General features: G+C 70.3%; 22 protein-coding genes. 13 read left to right on the top strand and 9 right to left on the bottom strand.

Going from position 1 to position 22844, the window contains the following annotated elements:
- Window positions 1–19: 19 nt before the first annotated feature.
- Genes ACFYXH_RS24205 through araD form a run of 3 tightly spaced genes read left to right on the top strand, consistent with a single transcriptional unit; the run spans window position 20 to window position 3293 of the window.
- The gene (locus ACFYXH_RS24205; protein WP_389566514.1) at window positions 20–664 is read left to right on the top strand and encodes a GntR family transcriptional regulator; all 645 of its coding nucleotides are present in this window, start codon (window positions 20–22) and stop codon (window positions 662–664) included.
- Complete coding sequence (locus tag ACFYXH_RS24200; RefSeq protein ID WP_389566512.1) at window positions 661–1572, top strand: dihydrodipicolinate synthase family protein; 912 nt, start codon at window positions 661–663, stop codon at window positions 1570–1572. Before ACFYXH_RS24205 ends, ACFYXH_RS24200 begins: the two co-directional genes overlap by 4 nt.
- A complete protein-coding gene (gene araD / locus ACFYXH_RS24195) occupies window positions 1569–3293 on the top strand; it encodes an L-arabinonate dehydratase (RefSeq protein WP_389566510.1) in 1725 nt (574 codons plus the stop codon). The genes ACFYXH_RS24200 and araD overlap by 4 nt, the downstream gene beginning before the upstream one ends.
- A 149-nt stretch (window positions 3294–3442) precedes the next feature.
- On the opposite strand, the gene ACFYXH_RS24190 is transcribed toward araD, so the two are convergent.
- From ACFYXH_RS24190 to ACFYXH_RS24160, 7 genes are all read right to left on the bottom strand, one after another.
- Window positions 3443–4876, bottom strand: coding sequence for an aminobutyraldehyde dehydrogenase (locus tag ACFYXH_RS24190; protein WP_389566507.1), 1434 nt, complete (start codon window positions 4874–4876; stop codon window positions 3443–3445).
- Entirely contained in the window at window positions 4869–6191 is a 1323-nt protein-coding gene (locus ACFYXH_RS24185) for a flavin monoamine oxidase family protein (protein WP_389566505.1), read from the bottom strand. Before ACFYXH_RS24185 ends, ACFYXH_RS24190 begins: the two co-directional genes overlap by 8 nt.
- Before the next feature lie 38 nt (window positions 6192–6229).
- Window positions 6230–7342 carry an ABC transporter ATP-binding protein gene (locus ACFYXH_RS24180; RefSeq protein ID WP_389566502.1) on the bottom strand — a complete coding sequence of 371 codons (1113 nt, stop codon included), beginning with the start codon at window positions 7340–7342 and terminating at the stop codon, window positions 6230–6232.
- 5 nt (window positions 7343–7347) lie between these two features.
- Entirely contained in the window at window positions 7348–8292 is a 945-nt protein-coding gene (locus ACFYXH_RS24175) for an ABC transporter permease (protein WP_389566499.1), read from the bottom strand.
- Window positions 8289–9191 (bottom strand): ABC transporter permease, encoded by a 903-nt coding sequence (locus ACFYXH_RS24170; protein WP_389566496.1) that lies wholly within the window; start codon window positions 9189–9191, stop codon window positions 8289–8291. The genes ACFYXH_RS24175 and ACFYXH_RS24170 overlap by 4 nt, the downstream gene beginning before the upstream one ends.
- Before the next feature lies 1 nt (window position 9192).
- Window positions 9193–10323: a spermidine/putrescine ABC transporter substrate-binding protein gene (locus ACFYXH_RS24165; protein ID WP_389566493.1), complete on the bottom strand. Its 1131-nt coding sequence runs from the start codon at window positions 10321–10323 to the stop codon at window positions 9193–9195.
- A 159-nt stretch (window positions 10324–10482) separates the two neighbouring features.
- The gene (locus tag ACFYXH_RS24160; RefSeq protein ID WP_389566491.1) at window positions 10483–11688 is read right to left on the bottom strand and encodes an aromatic ring-hydroxylating dioxygenase subunit alpha; all 1206 of its coding nucleotides are present in this window, start codon (window positions 11686–11688) and stop codon (window positions 10483–10485) included.
- A 385-nt stretch (window positions 11689–12073) separates the two neighbouring features.
- On the opposite strand from ACFYXH_RS24160, the gene ACFYXH_RS24155 reads away from it, so the two are divergent.
- The 10 genes from ACFYXH_RS24155 to ACFYXH_RS24110 all read left to right on the top strand — a co-directional run bounded on the left by ACFYXH_RS24155 (window position 12074) and on the right by ACFYXH_RS24110 (window position 21991).
- Complete coding sequence (locus tag ACFYXH_RS24155; protein WP_389566488.1) at window positions 12074–12484, top strand: hypothetical protein; 411 nt, start codon at window positions 12074–12076, stop codon at window positions 12482–12484.
- The gene (locus ACFYXH_RS24150) at window positions 12481–13791 is read left to right on the top strand and encodes an NADH-ubiquinone oxidoreductase-F iron-sulfur binding region domain-containing protein (RefSeq protein WP_389566485.1); all 1311 of its coding nucleotides are present in this window, start codon (window positions 12481–12483) and stop codon (window positions 13789–13791) included. The genes ACFYXH_RS24155 and ACFYXH_RS24150 overlap by 4 nt, the downstream gene beginning before the upstream one ends.
- On the top strand, window positions 13788–13979 hold the full coding sequence (locus tag ACFYXH_RS24145; protein WP_389566482.1) for a ferredoxin: 192 nt from the start codon (window positions 13788–13790) through the stop codon (window positions 13977–13979). Before ACFYXH_RS24150 ends, ACFYXH_RS24145 begins: the two co-directional genes overlap by 4 nt.
- A gap of 1 nt (window position 13980) precedes the next feature.
- The gene (locus ACFYXH_RS24140) at window positions 13981–16041 is read left to right on the top strand and encodes an acetate--CoA ligase family protein (RefSeq protein ID WP_389566479.1); all 2061 of its coding nucleotides are present in this window, start codon (window positions 13981–13983) and stop codon (window positions 16039–16041) included.
- A gap of 38 nt (window positions 16042–16079) precedes the next feature.
- On the top strand, window positions 16080–17252 hold the full coding sequence (locus ACFYXH_RS24135; protein ID WP_389566476.1) for an acyl-CoA dehydrogenase family protein: 1173 nt from the start codon (window positions 16080–16082) through the stop codon (window positions 17250–17252).
- 56 nt (window positions 17253–17308) lie between these two features.
- Window positions 17309–18481, top strand: a complete 1173-nt coding sequence (locus tag ACFYXH_RS24130) for an acyl-CoA dehydrogenase family protein (protein ID WP_389566474.1) — start codon at window positions 17309–17311, stop codon at window positions 18479–18481.
- A 108-nt stretch (window positions 18482–18589) separates the two neighbouring features.
- Window positions 18590–19450 carry a 3-hydroxybutyryl-CoA dehydrogenase gene (locus tag ACFYXH_RS24125; RefSeq protein ID WP_389566471.1) on the top strand — a complete coding sequence of 287 codons (861 nt, stop codon included), beginning with the start codon at window positions 18590–18592 and terminating at the stop codon, window positions 19448–19450.
- Window positions 19451–19601: 151 nt separating this feature from the next.
- Entirely contained in the window at window positions 19602–20213 is a 612-nt protein-coding gene (locus tag ACFYXH_RS24120) for a TetR/AcrR family transcriptional regulator (protein WP_389566469.1), read from the top strand.
- A gap of 61 nt (window positions 20214–20274) precedes the next feature.
- Window positions 20275–20865: a gamma carbonic anhydrase family protein gene (locus ACFYXH_RS24115; RefSeq protein ID WP_389566466.1), complete on the top strand. Its 591-nt coding sequence runs from the start codon at window positions 20275–20277 to the stop codon at window positions 20863–20865.
- Window positions 20866–21022: 157 nt separating this feature from the next.
- Complete coding sequence (locus ACFYXH_RS24110) at window positions 21023–21991, top strand: nucleoside hydrolase (protein ID WP_389566464.1); 969 nt, start codon at window positions 21023–21025, stop codon at window positions 21989–21991.
- Here ACFYXH_RS24110 and ACFYXH_RS24105 read toward each other — a convergent pair.
- Together ACFYXH_RS24105 and ACFYXH_RS24100 are read right to left on the bottom strand one after the other, a co-directional pair.
- Window positions 21964–22527 carry an ABC transporter substrate-binding protein gene (locus tag ACFYXH_RS24105; RefSeq protein ID WP_389566461.1) on the bottom strand — a complete coding sequence of 188 codons (564 nt, stop codon included), beginning with the start codon at window positions 22525–22527 and terminating at the stop codon, window positions 21964–21966. The genes ACFYXH_RS24110 and ACFYXH_RS24105 overlap by 28 nt on opposite strands.
- A complete protein-coding gene (locus ACFYXH_RS24100; RefSeq protein WP_389566458.1) occupies window positions 22524–22793 on the bottom strand; it encodes an Ada metal-binding domain-containing protein in 270 nt (89 codons plus the stop codon). The genes ACFYXH_RS24105 and ACFYXH_RS24100 overlap by 4 nt, the downstream gene beginning before the upstream one ends.
- Between the last annotated feature and the right edge of the window lie 51 nt (window positions 22794–22844).

Raw genomic sequence — 22844 nt, 5'->3', positions numbered from 1 at the left:
GCGAGATCTGAGAGTGTCCATGACATTCGCCCCGAGCCCGATCCCCTCCCGGACCCAGTACGTACTGGAGGCGATCAAGCACGCCATCCTCACCGGCGGCCTCAGCCCCGGCCAGGCCCTCGTCGAGACTGAACTCGCCGCGCAGTTCGGGGTGTCGAAGACACCGGTACGGGAAGCACTCAAGACTCTGGCCGGCACCGGCCTGGTCGTCATGAGCCAGTACAAGGGAGCCACCGTCCGCACGGTCGACACGGGCATGGCGCGCGAGGTGTACGACGTGCGGCTGCTGCTGGAGCCGGAGGCGCTGCGGCGGTCCATCGAACGCTCGGCGGACCTGGACGCCGCCAAGGACGCCCTGCTCAAGGCCGATGACTCCGCCGACCGGGCCGAACGCTCGCTGGCCAACCGGGAGTTCCACCGTGCCTTGTATCTGCCGTGCGGCAATCCGCTGCTCGCGCGGATGCTCGACGAGGTACGGGATCAGGCGGCCCTGGTCTCGGCCGTGGCCTGGGCCGCCCAGCCGTCCTGGGAGCTGGAGGCAGTCGAGCACCGGGAGATTCTGCGGCTCGCACTGGCCGGGGACGCCGACGGAGCGGCCCGCGCCCTGCGCGAACACATCGCCGACTTCGTACAGCGGGCGTTTCCTGAAGGAGCGGACGCATGAGCACCTCGGATTTCACTTCCCTGCGCGCCGCGCTCGCCGATGTCGTGGCAATCCCTGTCACCCCCTTCACCGCAGATGACACCCTCGACACCGACACTCACCGCACACTGCTCAGACGGCTTCTCGACGGCGGTGTACGCACCGTCACGCCGAACGGCAACACCGGTGAGTACTACGCGCTGAGCCCCGAAGAGCGACGCGCCGTCACCGAGTTGACCATCGATGAGGTGGGCGACCGGGCGGCGGTTCTGGTCGGTATCGGCCTGGACCTCCCGACCGCTGTCGCAGCCGCCGAGCATGCCCGCGCCGCGGGGGCCGGGATGGTGATGGTGCATCAACCTGTGCACCCGTACGCCTCGCAGGACGGCTGGACCGACTACCACCGTGTGATCGCCGAGGCGGTGCCGGAACTCGGCGTCGTCCCGTACATCCGCAATCCGCAGCTCGGTGGTGACTACCTCGCCGAACTGGCGGACTTGTGCCCCAATGTCATCGGCGTGAAGTACGCCGTTCCGGATGCCACGAGGTTCGCCGCCTTCGCCCGGGACGCCGGCCTGGACCGCTTCGTCTGGGTCGCGGGACTCGCCGAGCTGTACGCACCGTCCTACTTCGCGAGCGGCGCCACCGGCTTCACCTCCGGTCTGGCCAATGTCGCCCCGACCGTCTCGCTGACCCTGCTGACCGCGCTGCGTGCGGGCGACTACCCGGCCGCCATGAAGATCTGGGAGCGGATCCGGCCCTTCGAGGAACTGCGCGCCGCTCATCAGTCCGCCAACAATGTGACGGTGGTGAAGGAGGCCCTCGCCTCGCTCGGTCTGTGCCGGCGCGACCTCCGTCCGCCGAGCCGCGCACTGCCGGAAGCGCAGCGTACGGCGGTCGCCGGACTCGTGGCCGGTTGGGCCGTATGACCGTCAAGCGCCCCGAGGAACTGCGCAGTCACCAGTGGTACGGAACGGACGGGCTGCGCTCGTTCAGCCACCGCGCCCGCACCCGCCAGCTCGGCTATCTGCCCGAGGAGCACCTGGGCAAGCCCGTCATCGCGATCCTCAACACCTGGTCCGACATCAACCCCTGCCATGTCCATCTGCGTGACCGGGCTCAGGCCGTCAAGCGCGGTGTGTGGCAGGCCGGCGGCTTTCCGCTCGAATTCCCGGTCTCCACACTCTCCGAGACCTTCCAGAAGCCGACCCCGATGCTCTACCGCAACATGCTGGCGATGGAGACCGAGGAGCTGCTGCGCTCCTATCCGGTGGACGGCACGGTACTGATGGGCGGCTGCGACAAGTCCACGCCCGCCCTGCTGATGGGCGCGGCCAGCGCCGACCTGCCCACCGTGTTCGTACCGGCCGGGCCGATGCTGCCGGGCCACTGGCGCAATGAAGTACTCGGCTCCGGGACGGACATGTGGAAGTACTGGGACGACAAGCGAGCCGGGCTGATCGGCGACGCGGAGATGGCCGAGCTGGAGAACGGACTGGCCCGCTCCCCCGGCACCTGTATGACCATGGGCACCGCTTCCACGCTGACCGCGGCGGCCGAGGCGCTCGGCGTCACCGTCCCCGGCGCGTCGTCCATCCCGGCCGTCGACTCCGGGCACGAGCGGATGGCTGCCGCCTCCGGGCGGCGGATCGTCGGCCTGGTGCACCAGGACCGGAAGCTTTCGCAGATCCTCACGGGGGAGGCGTACGAGGACGCGGTCGCCACCGTCCTCGCCCTCGGCGGCTCGACCAACGCGGTGATCCATCTGATCGCGATGGCCGGACGCTCGGGCGTACAGCTCACGCTCGACGACTTCGACCGCATCGCCCGTACGGTGCCGGTGCTGGCCAACCTCCGGCCCGGCGGCCGCTATCTGATGGAGGACTTCCACTTCGCGGGCGGACTCCCGGCGTTCCTGGCCCAGTTGACGGACGTACTGCATCTGGACCGGCCCACCGTCGCGCACGACACTCTGCGTGAACAGCTCGACGGCGTCCTCGTCCACAACCCCGATGTCATCCGCCCGCGCGAGAACCCTCTCGCCGAGGAGGGCGGCGTGGCCGTGCTGCGCGGCAACCTCTGCCCCGACGGCGCGGTCATCAAGCACATCGCCGCCGAACCCCGCCTCCTCAAGCACACCGGACCCGCCATGGTCTTCCCCGACTACAGGACCATGCAGCGAACCATCAACGACCCCGGGCTCGGCATCACCGCCGACCATGTGCTGGTGCTCCAGGGCGCGGGCCCCAAGGGCGGCCCCGGCATGCCCGAGTACGGGATGCTGCCGCTCCCCGACCACCTGCTCAAGCAGGGTGTACGGGACATGGTGCGGATCTCCGACGCCCGGATGAGCGGCACCAGCTACGGCACCTGCGTACTGCATATCGCCCCCGAGTCGTACGTCGGCGGGCCGCTGGCACTGGTCCGCAGCGGGGACCTCATCACCCTGGACGTCGCGACGCGCACCCTCAGGCTCGAGATCCCGGACGAGGAGCTCGAGCGGCGCAGGGCTGAGTGGACTCCGCCGCCCGAGCGGTACGAACGCGGCTACGGCGCCCTCTACACCGAACAGATCACCCAGGCCGACACCGGCTGCGACTTCGCCTTTCTCGCCCGGCGCGGCAAGAACCCCGACCCGTACGCGGGCTGAACTCCTCTGCGCCTCGATGACTCGTGGGTCCCGCACCCGGCATCCGGGGCCCGCCGGCCAACGGCCGTTCCCGGGCTCGGCTCGGTCACGGCCGGCCGGCGTACGACGGCAACACCTTCAGCTTCCAGACTGTCGGAGAGAACGCCTCGTCACAGCATGACGTGCTTGACCTGGGTGTAGTCCAGCAGGCCGGCCAGGGACAGATCACTGCCGTAGCCGGAGTGCTTGATCCCACCGTGCGGCATCTCCGACACCGTGGTGCCGTGGGTGTTCACCCACACGATCCCGGTCTGCAGGGCCCGAGTCGCGCGCATCGCACGGTCGTGGTCCTTGGTCCATACGCCGGCCGCGAGGCCGAACCGCACGTCATTGGCAAACCGCAGTGCCTCCTCCTCGTCCGAGAACGGCTGCACAGTGACGACCGGGCCGAAGATCTCCTCCTGCACGATCTCGTCGCTCTGGCGGACACCGGCGACGACGGTCGCCTCGTGGAAGTATCCGGTCCTTCGGATCCGGGAACCCCCGGTGACGACCTCGGCATGATCCGGCAGTCTGCTCAACAGGGCCTCCACAGAGGAGAGTTGAGCAGCGTTGTTGAGCGGGCCGTAGTCGGCGCCCGGCTCGCCGGGCGCCGCGGTGTGCAGTTTCTGCGCCCGGGCGGAGAACGCCGCGAGAAACGCATCGTGAATGCGGTGGTGCACCAGCAGCCTTGTGGGGGCCGTGCAGTCCTGGCCGGCGTTGTAGTACGCGACCGCGGCGAGGTCCGCCGCAGCGGACTCGACGTCCACATCGTCGTGGACGATGACCGGAGCGTTTCCGCCGAGCTCGAGATGGACGCGCTTGAGGTCCGCCGCCGCGGCGGCAGCGATCTCCCGGCCGGCCCGGACGCTGCCGGTGACCGCGATCAGCCGGACGGCCGGATGGGCGGTGAGTGCCCGGCCGGTGTCCCGGTCGCCACAGACGACGTTGAGCACGCCCGGCGGCAGGTGTTCTGCGGCGATCCGGGCCAGCAGGGCTGATGAGGTGGGGGTGGTGTCGGCGGGTTTGAGCACGGTCGTGTTGCCTGCCGCGATCGCCGGGGCGATCTTCCACGCCGCCATCATCAAGGGGTAGTTCCAAGGGGTGATCTGGGCGCAGACACCGACCGGTTCGCGGCGGAGCAGCGAGGTGCGTCCCTCGGTGTACTCGGCAGCGGCGGCGCCGGGCAGGTTCCGGGCGGCTCCCGCGAAGTAGCGCAAGGTATCGGTGATCGCGGGCAGTTCCTCGGACCGGAAGAGGTCCGCGGGCTTGCCGGTGTCCCCGACCTCGGCGGCCACAAGGTCGTCCGCGTGGGCCTCCATGGCGTCGGCGATGCGCAGCAGCGCGCGCTGCCGTTCAGCCGGAGTGGTCGTGGACCAGCGGTCGTACGCGGCTGCGGCCGCCGCACAGGCAGCGTCGGTGTCGGCCTGTCCCGAGCGCGGTGCGGTGCGGTGCACTGTTCCGGTGGCGGGGTCGGTGAGCTCCATCAGCTCGCCGGAGGCGGCGGGGAGGTCCGCTCCCGCGATGTGGTTGAGGACCACGGGATACGCAGAGGGCTCAGCCACGGCGCAGCGCCTCCTTCGCCGCGGCGCGGCCGGTACGAACGGCGCCCTCCATATAGCCGGCCACCCACTGGTCGGAGCCGCACACATAGAACGGTGGTTCATGGGTACCGTGCCAGGGGCCCACGGCCATGACATCGCCGGGGGTCCACTGCGTGACGTAGCCCTGGGTCCATGGATCGGTGCCCCACATCCGCAGATGCGCGCTGAGTGGCTGGTGGGCCTCGTCGCCGTAGAGGCGGGCGACGTCGCCGAGCAGTTCGGGCACGCGCAGCCGGCCGGGCATGCCGAGCAGTACGCCGTAGCGCTCGGGCGGGACGAGAGCGGAGAGGATGCCCTCGTTCTGCGGCCAGGTGCTGCCGAGGACCCCTTCGCATTCGGAGAGGCCGTTGAGACCGTGGTCGCGCCAGAAGGGCTTGTCGTAGGCGGCGACGAACTTGGCCGCGACCGCCTGGCGCTGCTGGTGCAGCGAGGCGAGCCGTTCGTCGCAGACTCCGGTGACGGTGACCGAGCGGAGCGGGCCGACGGGCAGCGCGCTGACGACGGCACCTGCGGTGAGGGTTTCGCCTCCGGTCAGGCGTACGGTGCAGCCGCCGGGCCGTACGGCGATCGCGTCGACCGGCGCCCCGAGCCGTATCCGCTGACCGAGCCCCTCCGCCATGCGCAGTGCCACGGTCGCCGAACCCTCCGCGACACGCAGTCCCTCCCAGTCCTCGTAGTCGTAATGGTCGCCGTGACCGGTGCCGGGAACGGCGGCGTGCTTGCGCAGGGCGGCCAGCATCGAGGTCCGTTCGTACGAGCCACTGGCCAGGGCGAGTTGGCCGATCTCCCAGAGGCGTACGACGGCGGGGGTCGCGCCTTCGGAGCGCAGCCAGTCGCCGACCGGGATCCCGTCGAGGGCGGCGGCGTCGGGGTGGGACCACGGGTCGTCCGGGTCGACGGTGCGGGCCAGCGCGGTGAATGCGGCGGTGACCCGCTGGTGGCAGGCGTCGTCGCCGGGGCCGAACCAGTGCGGCGGGTCTCCGGCGGACATTCCCTCCGGCGTGGCGCGGGCGATGACCCCGGGCTCGGCGACATAGCTGGGGATCAAGGTGAGGCCGAGTTCGGCGGCGAGGGTGAGATACGAGGTGTGGGCGCGGCCCACGACTTCGCCGCCGAGCTGGACAATCCGGCCGTCGGGCAACGTGGTCTGCTCGACCCGGCCGCCGACCCGTTCACGGGCCTCGAGGACGAGGACGTGGGCTCCGGCCGCGGCCAGGTCCCGTGCCGCGACGAGACCGGCGAGTCCGGCGCCGAGCACGATGACATCGTGGTTCATGGGGCGTTCCTTCGCTGGATCGGCTGCGGGGCGGGCAGTCAGTCGAGGACCAGACAGTGTTCGGGCTTCCAGCCGATCTCGACGCTCTCGCCGCCGCTCCAGCGGTCCTCCATGCGGGAGCGGTCGGTGTTCTGCTCCAGTACGGAAAGGGTGATGCCGGGGGCGAGTTCGATGAGGTAGGTGGTGGTCGGGCCGGAGTAGACGGTCTCCCGGATGACGCCGTTCACCAGGGCCATGCCCGGTTCGAAGTCGGAGAGCCAGATCTTCTCGGGACGGATGGAGAGGCTGACCCTGCTGCCCTCGGTGACCCCGGTGCGGGTGCCGACGGGCAGCGTGGGGCCCTGATCGACGACGACTTCGCCGGAGCGGTAGATACCGGGGACGAGGTTGGAGGTGCCCATGAAGGAGGCGACGAAGCCGCTCGCCGGGCGTTCGTACACGTCCTCGGGTGTTCCGCACTGCTCGACGCGGCCCTCGTTCATCACCGCCACCCGGTCGGACATGGTCAGCGCCTCGTCCTGGTCATGGGTGACGAAGACGAAGGTGATGCCGATCTCCCGCTGGATCTGCTTGAGTTCGACCTGCATCCGGCGGCGGAGTTTGAGGTCCAGGGCGGCCAGTGGTTCGTCCAGGAGCAGGACCTCGGGGCGGTTGACGAGTGCGCGGGCCAGGGCGACGCGCTGACGCTGGCCGCCGGAGAGAGTACCGGGCTTGCGGTCGGCCAGGCCGCCGAGCTGCACCCGGTCGAGCATGCCGGAGACCCGTTCGCGTATCTCGGCCCGGCCGACGCCCTTCCGCTTGAGGCCGAAGGCCACGTTGTCGGCGACCGAGAGATGGTCGAAGAGCGCATAGCTCTGGAAGACCGTGTTGACGTTGCGCTTGTCGGGCGGCAGGGCGGTCACGTCCTCGCCGCCGAGCAGGATGGTGCCGTCGGTCGGGTCGGTGAAGCCGCCGATCATGCGCAGCGAGGTGGTCTTGCCGCAGCCCGAGGGGCCGAGGAGCGAGAAGAACTCACCGCGGGCGATGTCCAGCGAGAGGTCGTGGACGGCGTACGAGTCGCCGTAGCTCTTGCTGATGCCGTCGAGCCGGACGGCGGGCGAGGTGTCGAGCAGGTCGGCGGGTGAGGTGTCCGCGGATGTCGTGGGTATCACGGGTGTCACTTCCCGGAGAGCAGATCGAGGCCGCCGCGGCGGCCGAACAGCCGCGGGATGGCGAGGGCGAGGGCGATGAGGCCGATGGAGCCGGCGAGCATCAGGGTGCCGACCGCGTTGATGGTGGGCTGTACGCCGAAGCGGATCGCCGAGTAGATGCGTACGGAGAGCGGCTGCGGGTCGACGCCGGTGGTGAAGTAGGCGAGCACGAAGTCGTCGAAGACAAGGGCGAAGACGAGCACCGCGGACGCGAGGATGCTGGGGAGCAGGGCGGGCAGGGTGACCAGACGCAGCGCCTGCCAGCGGGTGGCCCCGAGGTCCATCGCCGCCTCCTCCACCTCCGGGTTGAGGGCGGCGATCCGGGAGCGCAGGATCACCGTCACATAGGAGATGGAGAAGGTGATCTCCGCGAGCATCACGGTGCCGGTGGACAGCGTGATCCCGAAGCCCTTGAAGAGCAGCATCGCGGCGACACCGGTGACGATCTCCGGGGTGATCAGCGGGACGAGCATGACCAGGCCGGCGAGGGAGCCGAGTCGGCTGCGACAGCGGACCAGTCCCAGCGCCAGGGCGACCCCGAGGATCAGGGAGCCTGCCATGGCCACCAGGGACACCCGCAGGCTCATGCCGAGCGAGCTGAGCAGTACGTCGTCCTTGAGGAAGGCCGAGTACCAGCGGAGGCTGAAGTCCTTGAAGACGGTCAGGGACTTCTGGGAGTTGAAGGAGAAGAGGACGACGACGCCGATGGGGAGGTAGAGAAGCGCGAAGAAGGCGGCGGTGACAGTGATGGCGAAGCGAGGCCTGCGGTCGGTGCCGCGGCGGTGCCGCTTGACGGTCTGGCGGCGGGCCGGGCGACGGTTCAGCCGCGGACCTGGGCGAACGGCCGGGCGGCGGTTCGCCTTGACGGCTGCCGACTGACGTTGCGGCTTGAGGGCGGGGCGGAGTGTCATCGGGTCGCCTCCGCTTCGTCCTTGCGGGTGCGCCGCAGGTAGCCGAGCATTCCGATGAACAGCACCGCCATCATCAGCATGGTGAGTGCCGAGCCGAGCGGCCAGTTCTGGCCCTGGAAGAACTTGTCCTGGATCAGGTTGCCGATCATGATCTGGTCGGGGCCTCCCATGAGCTGGGCGCTGACGAAGTCACCCATGGCGGGCAGCAGGACGAGGACGCAGCCGGCCATCGCTCCCTGCCGGGTGGCGGGCAGGGTGACGAAGAAGAACGTCCTCAACGGGCCCCCGTAGAGATCACGCCCCGCCTCGATCAGCGAGACGTCCATGCGCTCCAGGGCCGCGTACAGCGGGATGATCATGAACACGATGAAGCCGTAGACGAGTCCGGCGACGACTCCCGTGCCGGTCTGCAGGATCTTGGTGTCCGAATCGGCGAGCCCGACGGCGCGCAGGGCCTTGAGCAGCGGCCCGTCGTCGGAGAGGACGACGGACCAGCCGTACATCCGCACCAGGTAGTTGGCGAAGAACGGCACGACGATCGCGGCGATCAGGAGGTTCTTGAAGCGTCCGCCGTGCAGGGCGATGGCGTACGCGACCGGGTAGGCAATCACCAGGCAGATGACGCAGGTGAGGAGCGCGTAGCCGAGAGAGCGGAGCAGCACCGCGCGGTAGGCCGGATCGGTCATCGCCGTGATGTTCTCGAAGTTGAGTCCGAACCGCGGGTTGCCGAGCGGGTCGGTGGTGCCGAAGGCGAGAGTGGCCACCAGCAGGAGCGAGGCGATGAGGAAGCCGGTCATCCAGAGGGTGCCGGGGATCATCAGCCAGGTCCACAGCCGCGTGCCGGCGGCGGATGGTCCGCTGCGGGGACGGGACCCCTTGGGGCGAGTACGTAGTGCCATGTCAGCCGGCCTTCACATGGGTCCAGGCGGTGTCTCGGGCCTGTTCGCCCTTCGAGGTGCCATTTCGGAAGAAGAGGTCGTCCTTGAGGTCTCCGGCGCTGACGAGACATTCGGGGAAGGGCTCCACGATCGCGGCGTAGGTGTCCTCGCTGCCGCCGACCGGCATGGGATAGCCGATGTACTCGATGTTCTTCTTCACGTTCTCCGGGCGGAGCATGTAGTCGATGAAGAGCATCGCCGTGCCGGGATGTCGGGCGTTGGAGGGGATGGCGTAGCAGTCGGAGTTGACCGGGGCGCCTTCCCTGGCGACCTCGAAGCCGAGGACCGATGGGTCCTTGGCCTGGCCGAGCATGGCGGCCATGTCCCCGCTCCAGGCCTGGGTCATGGACGCGTTGCCGTTGAGCAGGTTGTTGTAGCTGTCGCTGGAGAAGCCGCGCAGATGCGGGCGGAGGGACTGCAGAGTGTCGGTGATCCGGCCGAGGTCGCTCGCATCGGCAGTGGTGAGGTCGAGACCGAGCTTGAGCGCGCCCATGCCGAGCACCTCGTCGCGGTCGTCGAGTACGAAGACCTTGCCCTTGGCTCCGGCGTTCCACAGGTCGCCCCAGGAGCCGGTCAGGTGGTCGCCGATCCGATCCTTCCGCCAGCCGATGCCGGTCTTGTACATGGTGAACGGCACGGTGTGCGTGGAGGCCTTGTCGTACCAGGGATCGGCGAAGTAGTCGTAACGGCTGAACACCGCGTCCGCGTTCTTCAGCCGGGAGTGGTCGATCCGGCGCAGCCGGTGGCCGGAGACCAGCCGCTCCGCCCACTTCGCGGTGGGAAAGATGATGTCGTAACGGTTTCCGGCATTGAGCTTGGCGGCCATGCCCTCCATCGAGTCGAAGTTCGACTGGATGACCTTGACGCCGTACTCCTTCTCGAACCCTTTGAAGACGGCCGGGTCGACGAAATCGGCCCAGTTGAAATAGATCAGATCGCCGTCGACCCGGACATCTATGGGTGCTTCCGGATCGCCGTGGGCGGACGGATCTTCGGGGAGGAATCCGCAGCCGGCCACCGTGAGGCCGAGAACGGCGGCGGAGCCGGTACGGAGAAAGGAGCGGCGGGACAGCAGGGGTGCCTCGGGGGACATCGGTGGTCCTCTCCGTAGGGTCCATGGGGGACGAGCACTGCTTCAGGGCGCGGTCACAGGTACACGGATGCCCTGACTCCGTGCTCGACCAGGGAGCCGCGAGGCGGTGCGGGGCACACCGCCGGCACGGCTGGAACAGCTCGCCTCGCCGGGAGCGGCTTACAGCTCCGCGCCGTCGAGGTCGGCCCGGACGCGGCCGGCGAACCAGCCGACCGCCGACTCGCGCCGGGACAGCGGCCCCGGCTCGAAGCCGGGCGTGGTCAGTCCTTTCTGCACACGGGCCACCAGCTCGGCGTCTTCGTCGTTGGTGATCCAGCCGATGTGGATGTTGAGCCGCCGGGCGAGCCGGGTGCGCAGACCGGTCCCGCGGCGGGTGTAGAACGCGCCGGGTACGGCCACGCGGTCCACCGCCGTCGGGATTGCGGTCCAGGCAAGCACATGGTCGGGGTAGAAGTCGATGAGTGTGTTGGGATAGATCACCGCGTACCGCCAGACTCGCCGGTCGGCTTCCGTGAGGCCGGGCATCGGGGCGGCGACCTGCTGGTAGAGGCGTTCCGCCCAGTTCGAGGACGGCTTGTCCCGGAGCGGCGAGGCGAAGAGCGCGTACGACTCCTCGATCTCGCAGGTGTAGCCCTGGTAGTCGAGCAGCCGCATCAGCCCGGGGTGAGCCACCGGCACGTGGTAGCCCTCGAGGTAGTTGTCGACCGCCACCTTCCAGTTGGCTTCCTGGACCTCGGCGCCGGCGAGGTCGTGGATCCGGCTGCGGCCGACCGGCACCAGATCGGTTCCCGCGTAGTGGCCGACCGCCTCGGCGAGGCCGGCGCACTGCTTCGCCAGCGGTACGGCGTCCGGGTCGAGGTTGGCGAAGACGAAGCCGAGGAACGACTCGACGCGGACCGGGAACAGCCCGAGCCTGGGCTTGTCCAGGCAGGGGATCTGCCGCGCCTCGGGGGCGCCGACCAGTCGTCCGTCGAGTTTGTACGTCCAGCCGTGGTACGGGCAGCGGATCGCCCTGCCGGCCGGTTCGGGGGTGGTGACCAGGCGTGTTCCGCGGTGGCGGCAGACATTGAGGTGGGCCGCCAGGCCGCCGTTCTCGGTCCGGACCACCAGTACCTCGCGGTCTGCGACCGTGGCGGCGAGCCGGGCGCCGGGTCCGGGCAGGTCGGATTCGTGGCACACGAGCTGCCAGGACTTGGCGAAGATGTGCCGGGTCTCGGCGGCGGCCGTGCCGGCGTCGGTGTAGTAGCGGGCGGACAGGGCTTGCCCGGGGCTCTGCTGGTCCTGGGGTGCGGCGGAGGCTGTAGGAGCTTCTGACGCTTCCGGCGCTGTGGGGACTGCAAAGGCTTCGGGGGCTTCGGGCTGCATCGGCTGACTCCTCCATGCCGCACATGCGGCGATCGGTGTTGAGGCGGCCCAGGGGCTGTCTGCGGGCCGTGGTGAGACACCGGGAAGCCGCGCTGACTAATTGGTCAGTCAGATTGCTGCCGCGTTTCCGCAGTGTCAAGACTTGTGGACTGACTAATTGATTAGTTAGCGTAGTCCTCATCGCTGCTCCCCGCGTTTCGTCGTTTCCCGTCGAACCGGACGCCGGCAGCCTCCCGGGCACCCCACGCCCGGTCCGTACAGCCGATTCCCCGTCGCACGGCACCCCGGTCACCGGCAGTAAGCCACAGACAGCGCACATCGCACCCCTGGCCACTGCCGGCCCGGTCGGGCCGTGACGGCTCTCCCATCCCTCCCGGAGGCAGGCATGAGCGGTCGTCGGAGTCTCGTCTGGCTCGGGCTCACCCCCGAACCGGAGCGGGAGCTGCCCCCCACCGTCGCCGCCCTGCGCACCGGCGCGCGGGGTCCGGCCGCGACGCCACCGCAACTGGCGGCCGCCGAGCGCCGCCGCGTGGAGACCTTGATCCTGCACGGCAGCCGGCGCGGCTGGCTGCGCTATCTCGCGGAGGTCACCGGTCTGGTGACCGCCGTCGCCGACGGCTCCCGCCCGGGCGACCCCCGGGCCGCCCTGCTCGCGGGAGAGGTGGTGCTCGACCACCACCGCATGCTCATCGGCCTTCCGGGACCTGGATACGGCCGGACCGCGGCGGACCGCACAGCCCTCGAAAACGCGGTGCGCACCCTGCGTACCCATGTAGCGGAAGGAGGCCGGGGATGACCGGGATCCTGTCCCACATACCGGCCCGGACGGGCTCCCTCCTCGGAGCGGCCCCGGCCGTGGCGGAGAGCGCCGAGGCGTACGCCGCGACGGGCGGCTACCGGGACGCCGTAGGCCCGGACGTGCTGCTGGCCCATATCGCGGCGGCTGGGCTGCGCGGCCGCGGCGGCGCCGGATTCCCCGTCGCCGTGAAGCTGCGGACCGTCCGTGACGCCGGCGGCGCTCCGGTAGTGGTGGCGAACGGGGAAGAGGGCGAGCCCGGCTCGGTCAAGGACCGCTGGCTGCTGCGGGCCCGGCCCCATCTCGTCCTGGACGGACTGGCCCGCGCCGCCGCGATCACCGGAGCCGTACGGGGCTTCATCTACCTCTCCGACCCCTACGCCGGCGCACGCGTCCGCCATGCCCTCGCCGAGCGCCCGCCGCGGCTGCCGGTCGAGGTGATCGAGACCGGACACACCTACGTCGCCGGCGAGGAGACCGCGGTCGTACGCAGGATCAACGGCGGTCCGGCCATGCCCACCGCCAAGCCGCCCCGGCCGTTCGAGCGAGGAGTCGGGGACGAGCCGACGCTCGTCTCCAACGTCGAGACGCTGGCCCGTATCGCCCTCATCGCCGGCCGGCCGGAGCTGCGCCGCCGGATCGCCCGCGCCACGCTGCTGACCCTGTCCGGCAGTCACGGAACTCCGCTGCTCACCGAAGTTCCGTACGGCTCCACGCTGGCGGCGCTGGCCGCGGCCCAGGGCACGCCCGACGCCACCGGGGCGCTCATGGGCGGGCTCTTCGGCGGGCTGATCGGCGCCGGCTCACTCGGCCTCCCGCTCGATCCCGGCGCGCTCACCGCCGCCGGCACGGCGCTGGGCTGCGGAGCCATCCGCTTCCTCGCCCCGGGCGAGTGCCCGGTGGCGGTCGCCGCCGACGCCGTGGACCATCTCGCGGCCGAGAGCTCCCGGCAGTGCGGCGTCTGTGTGTCGGGCACGGCCGCGATCAGCGACACCCTGCACCGGCTGACCGCCGGCACGGCCGGGCCCGACTCCGTCGAACGGCTGCTCCGGTGGTCGTCCGGCCTGCCCGGGCGCGGCGCGTGCGGCCTCCTCGACGCCGCCGCGGGCACCGCCGGAAGCCTCCTGCTCGCCTTCCCCGAACCCGTCCGAGCCCACCTCGGCACCCCGTGTCCGGCCTGCGACGCAAGCCCTCCCAGCGGCGGCCACCGGCTCTCCGTGCCCGTACCGGACGTCATGGACGCGACTCCGTCCGATGCCCCACTGCCCGGCTCCTCCCCCGTGCCCGCGCTGAAAGGAACACCGTGAAACTCCTTCTGGACTCCACACGCTGCCAGGGCTACGGCCTCTGCCAGGAGCACGCCCCCGGCCTCGTCGAGCTCGACGAGTGGGGCTACGCCACGGTCGTCGCCGTACCGGTGCCGGACGGCGGCGAGGACGCGGCCCGCGCCTGCGCCGAATCCTGCCCCAACTCCGCGCTCCGGCTGGAGAAGTGACATGGGACGTGATCTGACCGCTCTCTTCGACCCCAAGTCCGTCGCCGTGGTCGGCGCCAGCAACGACCCGGCGAAGTACGGCCACGCGGTGGCGGCACAGGCGCTGCGCGACCCCGAGCGGCGGCCAGTGCACCTGGTGAACCGCCGCGGCGGTACGGTCCTCGGCCGCACCGCCGCCACCAGCCTCACGGAGATCGGCGAACCTGTCGACTTGGTGGTCATCTCCGTACCGGGCCCCGGTTTTGAGGCCGCCGTCGACGACGCTCTGGCCTGCGGCGCGCGGGCGATCGTCGGTATCACCGCCGGTTTCGCCGAAACGGGCCCGGCCGGGCTGGCCCGGCAGCGGGCGATCGCCGATCGCGTACGCGCCGCCGGAGCCGTCCTGGTCGGCCCCAACTGCCTCGGGATCGCGGACAACACGACCCAGCTGTACCTCGCCTCGGACAGTTTCACGCCCGGCGACATCGCCCTGCTGAGCCAGAGCGGCAACCTCGCGCTCGAGCTCCAGCTCCGCTGCGCCCCGCACGGCCTCGGCTTCTCCCGCTTCGTCTCCCTCGGCAACCAGGCCGATGTCACTCTCGTCGACCTCGTCGAGGACTGTGCGCGGCACGAGGCCACCCGGGCCATCGCCGTGTACGCCGAGGACTTCGGGGACGGCCGTGCCTTCGCCCGGGCCGCCGCCGCGGCAGGCAAGCCGGTCGTACTGCTCACTGCCGGACGCGGCACCGCCTCGGCCCGCAGCGCCCAGTCGCACACAGGCGCCCTCACCACTTCGTCCGACGTCGTGGCCGCCGCCTGCCGCGACGCGGGGGTGGAACTGGTCGCCACGCCGCGCGAGATGACCGTTGTCCTCGCCGCGCTCAACGCCGGCCTGCGTACGAGCGGTCGGCGTACCACGGTCTTCACGGACGGCGGAGGGCATGGCGCGATCGCCGCCGACGCCGCCGAGGCCGCCGGTCTTGAGGTGCCCGAACTCGGCGCAACGGCCCAGGAAAGGTTGAGAACCGTGCTGTGGGAGCAGTCCGCGGTCGGCAATCCGGTGGACCTGGCCGGGATGGGCGAGCAGAACCCCGGGTCGTACGCCGACACGGTCGGCGGGCTGCTCGCCGCCGACGAGGTCGACGCCGTTCTGATGACGGGCTACTTCGGCGGTTACGCGGCTTCCGACGGCGGCCTCGGCGGCGGTGGATCCGCGCTCGCCGAGGGCGAGTTGCGGGCCGCCCGGGCGATCGTCACGCACCGGAGGGCGACGCCCAAGCCGCTTGTCGTGCAGTCGATGTATCCGCGGTCGACGAGCTGCCAGGTGCTGGTCGACGCAGGGATACCGGTGTTCTCCTGTACCGAGGACGCCGCCCGAGCGCTTGCGGCGATGACGGTCCGCGAGGCGGGCGGTCCGCCCGGTGTCGCCTCGCTGCCACCGGCGGCGGCCCCTCTGCGGGACGCCGGGTACCACGGGGTCCGGGGCCTCCTCAGCGCGGCGGGGGTGCCGTTCCCGCCGGCGCGCGAGATCACCGATGAGGCCCAACTGCTCGCAGCGGCCGATGAGTTCACCGGTCCGTACGTGCTCAAAGCCCTGCACGTACTGCACAAGTCCGACGCGGGCGGCGTGGCGCTGCGGCTCGCGGACCGGCACGCGCTCACCGCCGCCTACCGGGACATGCGCGCCAGGCTCGGCGCGCCTTCCTACTCGGTCGAGGCGATGGCCGACCTCACGGACGGCATCGAACTGATCGTGGGCGTGAACCGCGATCCGCAGTTCGGTCCGGTCGCCATGGTCGGTCTCGGCGGCGTCCTCACCGAGACGCTGCACGATGTCGCCTTTTCTCTGGCGCCCGTCCCGGCCCACCGGGCCGGACATCTGCTACGCGGTCTGCGTACCGCCGCGCTGCTAGCGGGCGTCCGGGGTCGGCCGACCGTCGATGTGGCGGCCGCGGCGGCCGTCATCGAGCGCATCACCGCCGTCGCTGCTGCCCACCCTGAGATCGCCGAGCTCGAGGTCAACCCGCTGCTGGTCCGCCCGGACGGCGTACTGGCCCTGGACGCCCGAGCCGTACTCGTCTGACGACCCACTCCCCCTCACCACCGTTCTCGGAGGACACCATGGACTTCCGCTACACACCCGAGCAGGCCGACCTCAAGGCGCGGGCCGCCGCGTACGCGCGGCTTCTGATGCAGTACGAGAACCAGTCCGAGGAGGCGGGCGGTCCGCTGCCCGCCGACACGGTCCGCGAGCTGACCCGCGCCGCGATCGACGCCGGCGTGTACGCGATCAATATGCCCGCCGAGTGGGGCGGGGCCGGGCTGTCCCTGCTCGACCAGGTCATCGTCGAGGAGGAGTTCGGGAAGGTCACCAACTGCCTCTGGGACATCCCGTGGCGGCCTGCCAACGTGCTGGCGTACGGCACGGAGGAGCAGCGGGAGAAATACCTGCTCCCCGTCATCCGGGGCGAGCGGTTCGACGCTTTCGCGGTGACCGAACCGGGAGCGGGCTCGGACCCCGGCTCGGGCACCAGCACCGCCGACCGCACCATCGGCGGCTGGCGGCTGAACGGCGAGAAGTGGTTCGTGACCTGTGGTGACATCGCGGACTTCCTGCTGGTGCAGGCCGATGCGGGCCCGGAGCGCGCGGCGACGCTGTTCTTCGTGGACAAGCACGCGCCCGGCGTCGAGATGACGCGCGTGCCGCGGTTCATGCACTCCGCGGTGAACGGGCATCCCGAGTTCACCTTCACCGATGTCTTCGTCCCCGACGAGGACGTGCTCGGCGGCGTCGGCAACGGCTACGAGCTGACCAAGGAGTGGTTCACGGACGAGCGGCTGATGATCGCGGCGCGGACGACGGGCGCGGCCGAGCGGGCACTGGAACTCGCCCGCGACTGGGCCGTCGAACGCCGCCAGTTCGGCTCCCCCATCGCCGACTTCCAGCTCATCCAGGGCATGCTCGCCGACTGCGCCGTCGACATCGCAGTCAACCGCGCCTACACCCACCAGGTCGCCTGGGAAGCCGATCAGCCGCACACCGACCGCAAGACCCTGCACGCCAAGGCATCGACGGCGAAGCTCGCGGCGAGCGAGGCGGCCGGACGGGTCATCGACCGGTGCGTCCAGATCTTCGGCGGACGCGGCTACGACCGCTCCTACCCCGTCGAGCGCATGTACCGCGAACTGCGCGTCGACCGCATCTGGGAAGGCACCTCCGAGATCCAGCGCCTGATCGTGGCCAACGAGCTCATCAAACGCGGCACCAGGGCACTCGCACTGCCCGCCTCCTGACGCCCCGCCCCGCCCCCGCCGGCACACGTTCGTACCCGACAACTTCGAGGAATGACATGGACTTCCGCCTCACCGCCCGTCAGGAGGAGCTCAAGAGCTCCGCGCGCGGGCTCACCGACTTCATCATCAAGTACGAGCTGGACTGTGAGGAGAACAACGGCCTGCCCCCGCAGGCCCATGCCGAGATCCGCGACACCGTGCTCGGCAGCGGGCTGCAGGCCGTCAACATGCCGACGGAGTGGGGAGGTGCCGGTCTCTCGATCCTGGAGCAGGCCACCGTCCAGGAGGAGCTCGGCCGGCTCACCGGTGCCCTGTGGGACATGGTGTGGCGGCCGGCGAACGCCCTTCGCTTCTGCACGCCCGAGCAGCGCGAGCGGTACCTCGTCCCTGTCATCCAGGGAAGGCGCCGTGACTGCTACGCGGTGACCGAGCCCGAGGCCGGGTCGGATCCGCAGAATCTGAAGACCACCGCGACGCGGACCGGCAGCGGCTGGGTGCTGAACGGCGAGAAGTGGTTCGTCACCGTCGGCGACCACGCGGATTTCATGATTGTGCTGGCCGCTGCCGGTGAGGAGCGGGCCCCGACCCTGTTCCTCGTCGACAAGGAAACGCCCGGCATCGAGATGACCCGCGTGCCGCGCTTCATGCACACCTTCGTCTACGAGCACCCCGAGTTCACGTTCACGAATGTCCATGTCCCCGAGGACGCGGTCCTCGGCGGCATCGGGAACGGGTACGACATCACGCGGTCCTGGTTCACCGAGGAGCGGCTGATGATCGCCGCGCGGACGACGGGCGCGGCCGAGCGGGCACTGGAACTCGCCCGCGACTGGGCCGTCGAACGCCGCCAGTTCGGCTCCCCCATCTCCGACTTCCAGCTCATCCAGGGCATGCTCGCCGACTGCGCCGTCGACATCGCAGTCAACCGCGCCTACACCCACCAGGTCGCCTGGGAGGTGGATGAAGGGCGGGCCGACCGCAAGACCCTGCACGCCAAGGCGGCGATCGCCAAGCTGTCGGCGAGCGAGGCGGCCGGACGGGTCATCGACCGGTGCGTCCAGATCTTCGGCGGACGCGGCTACGACCGCTCCTACCCCGTCGAACGCCTCTACCGCGAACTGCGCGTCGACCGCATCTGGGAAGGCACCTCCGAGATCCAGCGCCTGATCATCGCGGGTGAACTGGTCAAGCGGGGCACGGGCGTTCTGCAGATGCCGTCCGCCGGCTGAACGCGGGCGGGCCGCCCGGGCCCGGTCCACGCGACCGGGTCCGGGCGGCGGCCCGGTGACCCGCAGCTCATGGCCCGTAAGACCGTCAGGGAGAACCGAGGAGAAGCAATGGCCGGTATCGAGCGGATCGGGATCGTCGGCTGCGGCCTCATGGGATCCGGTATCGCCGAAGTGTGCGCGCGGGCGGGACGAGACGTCATCGTGGTCGAGGCGAGCCGGGCGGCGGCGGACGCCGGGCACAGACGCATCACCGCCTCATTCGACCGGGCCACCGCCGCCGGAAAGCTGTCCGCCGAGGACCGGGATGCCGCGCTGGCCCGGATCGCGACGACCACGGACATGGACCTGATGGCCGACCGGGATCTGGTCGTGGAGGCCGTCGCCGAGGACGAAGCGGCGAAGGTGGAGGTCTTCGCCCGGCTGGACGCGACCGTGAAACGCCAGGACGCGATTCTGGCGTCCAACACCTCCTCCATCCCGGTCATCCGACTGGCCGCGGCCACGGCGCGCCCGGAACACGTGGTGGGTCTGCACTTCTTCAATCCCGTGCCGGTCCTCCCCCTGGTCGAGCTGGTGCCGTCGCTGCTGACCGGCGAGAGCACCGCACAGCGCGCGGAGGCGTTCGCCTCCGATGTGCTGGGCAAGCAGGTCGTCCGCGCCCGGGACCGTGCCGGGTTCATCGTCAACGCCCTGCTGGTTCCGTACCTGCTGGCGGCCGTGCGGATGGTCGAGTCCGGTACGGCGTCGGTCGAGGACATCGACCGGGGCATGACCCTGGGCTGCGCCCACCCGCTCGGTCCGCTCGCCCTGACCGATCTCATCGGACTGGACACCACGCAGGCCATCGCGGAGTCGATGTACGAGGAATTCCGGGAGCCGCTCTACGCACCGCCGCCGCTGCTGGCCCGGATGGTCGACGCGGGCCTGCTCGGCCGTAAGTCGGGCCGGGGCTTCCACACGTACCGATGAATCGGCGCAGTGTGGCGCACGTTTCGCGGCGCCTGTGGCCAGGGGCCCGGGGGCCGGAGCCGGGGGAGATACGGGAAGATGGAGAGGCGCGGGGCGGGCAGGCGGCCCCGCCGACCGCATATGGGCGGCGATACGGAACAGGAGCAGCAACGTGGCCAAGGCCGAACGCACGCTCGAAACGCGTGAGCGGATTCTCTCCGCCGCGTGCGAAGTGATTGCCGAGGTCGGCTTCGAGAAGATCCGTATGCGCATGGTCGCCGAGCACGCCGGCGTGTCGACGGCTCTGCTGCACTACCACTTCGAGACCCGCGAGAAGCTCTTCGCGGAAGCGATGACACACTCCTTCGCCCAGACCGGCACCGAACTCGAACGCGACGCCGACTCGGTCCCGGCCTCGGTCACGCTGGCACGCATCATTCACAGCATGCTGCCCACGGACCCGGAACTCCGGCAGGACTGGAAGCTCTGGCAGGAACTCTGGGTACGGGCGCTGCGCGACAAATCCGCACACCATCTCGCCGTGGATCTGTACGACCAGCTCCACACCTGGGTCGCCGAGGCACTGCGGCGGGGAATCCGCACCGGCGAATTCGCCGACTACGACATCGACACGACCAGCACGCTGGTTCTCGCTCTGTGCGACGGCTTCGGTATCCGGCTGATGCTGGACGACCCGCGGGTCACGCTCGACACCGCGCAGGCAGCGATCTGGCAGGCCATTGCCGGAACTCTCGGCATTCCGTCCACGTTCCCGGACATCTGAGAACCGGGCGGTACGGACCGGCTGCCGCCGCTGCCCAGAGGAGTGTCCTACCCTCGGCCAGATGTTGATCGAACATCGAGGAAAGTGTCCTGTCGTTCCCGATTCCGCGTACGTCGCCCCCTCAGCAGTCCTGTGCGGTGCGGTCGTCCTGGGCGAAGGGGCACGCATCATGCACGGTGCCGTACTCACTGCCGAGGACGGCGAAGTGCGCACGGGTACGAATGTGGTGGTGCTGGAGAACGCGCTGGTCCGTGGCCGGGCGGAACATCCCGCCATCCTCGGCGATGCGGTGCTGATCGGCCCGCACGCCCATATCAACGGAGCGACGGTCGAGGACGAGGTCTTCGTGGCGACGGGTGCCTCGGCCTTCCCGGGTGCCGTGGCAGGCACACGCTCCGAACTTCGGCTCAACAGCGTGCTTCACGTCAACTCGCGGCTGGCGCCCGACACCGTTCTGCCGATCGGCTGGATCGCCGCCGGGGACCCGGCGCGCTTGTTCTCCCCCGACCAGCACGACGAGCTGTGGGAGGTGCAGCGCGGCCTTGACTTCCCCGGAACCGTCTATGGCGTCGCACGCGGCACTTCGATGCGCGCGCTCATGGCCCGCCAGGCCGACTTCTACGGTGCCCACAGAGACGACCGCACACTCTGACCGGCGCGGCGATCAGCCGTCTCGTGCGGCTGACGTACGGGCCCGGCCACGCCCGGAGGGGAGGAGGGCCGCCCGGAGGGGATGAGGGCCGCCCGCCGGCCCGTCTCAGGGGCACACTGAAGACGTTGCCGTCCCGGAACGCCGAGGAGCAAGCACCGTGCCTGTGCCGATCATCATCGACTGCGATCCCGGGCACGACGACGCCGTCGCCATCATGCTCGCGGCCGGAGACGCCGCGATCGACCTGCTCGCGATCACCACGGTCGCCGGCAATCAGACGGTCGAGAAGACCACCTTGAACGCGCGCCGGGTCTGCACCGTCGCCGGGATCACCGATGTTCCCATCGCGGCCGGATGCGCGCAGCCGCTCGTCCAGCCGCTGCTGGTGGCGGACGACGTCCATGGGGCCTCAGGCCTCGACGGGCCGCAGTTCACGGAACCCACCGTGGACGTGGTCCCGGAGCACGCGGTGGACCTCATCCACCGGATCCTGACCGAACATCCGGAACCCGTCACCCTCGTCCCGACGGCGCCGCTGACCAACATCGCCCTGCTGCTGACCCGGTACCCGGACAGTGCCGCGCACATCCGCGAGATCGTGCTCATGGGCGGCTCCACCGAACGCGGCAACAGGACCCCGGCGGCCGAATTCAACATCTACGTCGACCCCGAAGCCGCGGACATCGTCTTCCGCAGCGGCGTGCCGCTCACGATGTGCGGGCTCAACGTCACCCACCAGGCGCTCGCCACGCCCGAGGTGCTGGCCCGCTTCGAAGGGCTCGGCACCGAACTCGGCCGTACCTGCGCCCAGTTGATGACCTTCTTCGCATCCACATACCGGCGGCTGTGGGGCTTCGAGGCCCCGCCGCTGCACGACCCCGTCGCGGTGGCCCGGGTCATCGACCCGGCGATCGTACGCTGCGTCGACGCGAGCGTGGCGGTCGAACTGCGCGGCCAGTACACGCGCGGGGCGACCGTGGTGGACCTGCACCAGTACCTGGACCGGCCAGTGAACGCGCGAGTCGCGGTGACCTTGGAACAGGAACTGTTCTGGGACCGGGTGATCGCCGCTGTGGAAACGCTCGGGAAACGGCGCGCTCAAGCCGCCGGACCCATCCGCGGGTAGCAGGTGACCCAGCGGTGGCGTACTTCCCAGGTGCCGCCCTCGGCGGTCGCGCCACGCAGCCCATGCAGGGTGTCCGGTCCGGCGAGGGCCGGAAGGCGGGAGTCCGCAAGGGACGCGAAGGCGAGGGTGCGGGCCGGGTCCCAGTCGGTGCTGTGGCGCAGGCGGCGGCTCAGCTGGACGAAGCCGGGCGGAGCCGCCGCCACGACCCACGCGTCCGGCGGCCCGGCGGTCAGCCGTCTGCTCGGGCGCAGCCAGGACGCGGCCGTCTCGGGCCAGTCCACCACCGCGAGGACCTTTCCGCCGCGTGCCTGCCATGCGGTGGTGAAGGCTTCGGCAGCGGCGCGAGAGGCGGCATCGCGGCTGTGGCCGACGGCGACTGTCTCGATCCGCGACTTCTGCTGCGTCAGCAGGCCGATGAGGGACGCGAGTTCGGCCCCGGTGTGCGGGGCGGGCTGCGGCAGGTCGCCGTATGCCGCCAGGTTCTCGGCACTGATCAAGGGTGAGCGGGTCTGCTCCCGCTCCGTGCGAACGCTCATGACGTCGTGCTCTCTCGATTCGCTTTCCAGCGCGTGTACTGATGGGGCAGGCACACGGCGCACGGACGGTATCCGGCCCCGACGGCGGTGGTCTCGTCGGCGAAGAAGACACGGTGCCGGGTGTAGCCGCCGCGGGCGATGGCCCGCAGCGCGGAGGGGCAGTCCAGCCGCCCGTACAGCCGACTCCGCCGGTGCCCGCCCAGCGTGCCGGGTGTGGCGCTGCGACAGGCATGGCCATCAGCACCGAGCAGGGTGTACGTGCGCATCACGCCGCGTCGTGGAAGACCAGCCCGAGCGCGTGACGGCGGCCGGAGCGG

It is taken from the genome of Streptomyces sp. NPDC002730 (assembly GCF_042888805.1).
Classification (GTDB): Bacteria; Actinomycetota; Actinomycetes; order Streptomycetales; family Streptomycetaceae; genus Streptomyces.
This window is presented reverse-complemented; position numbering and strand designations above follow the sequence as displayed.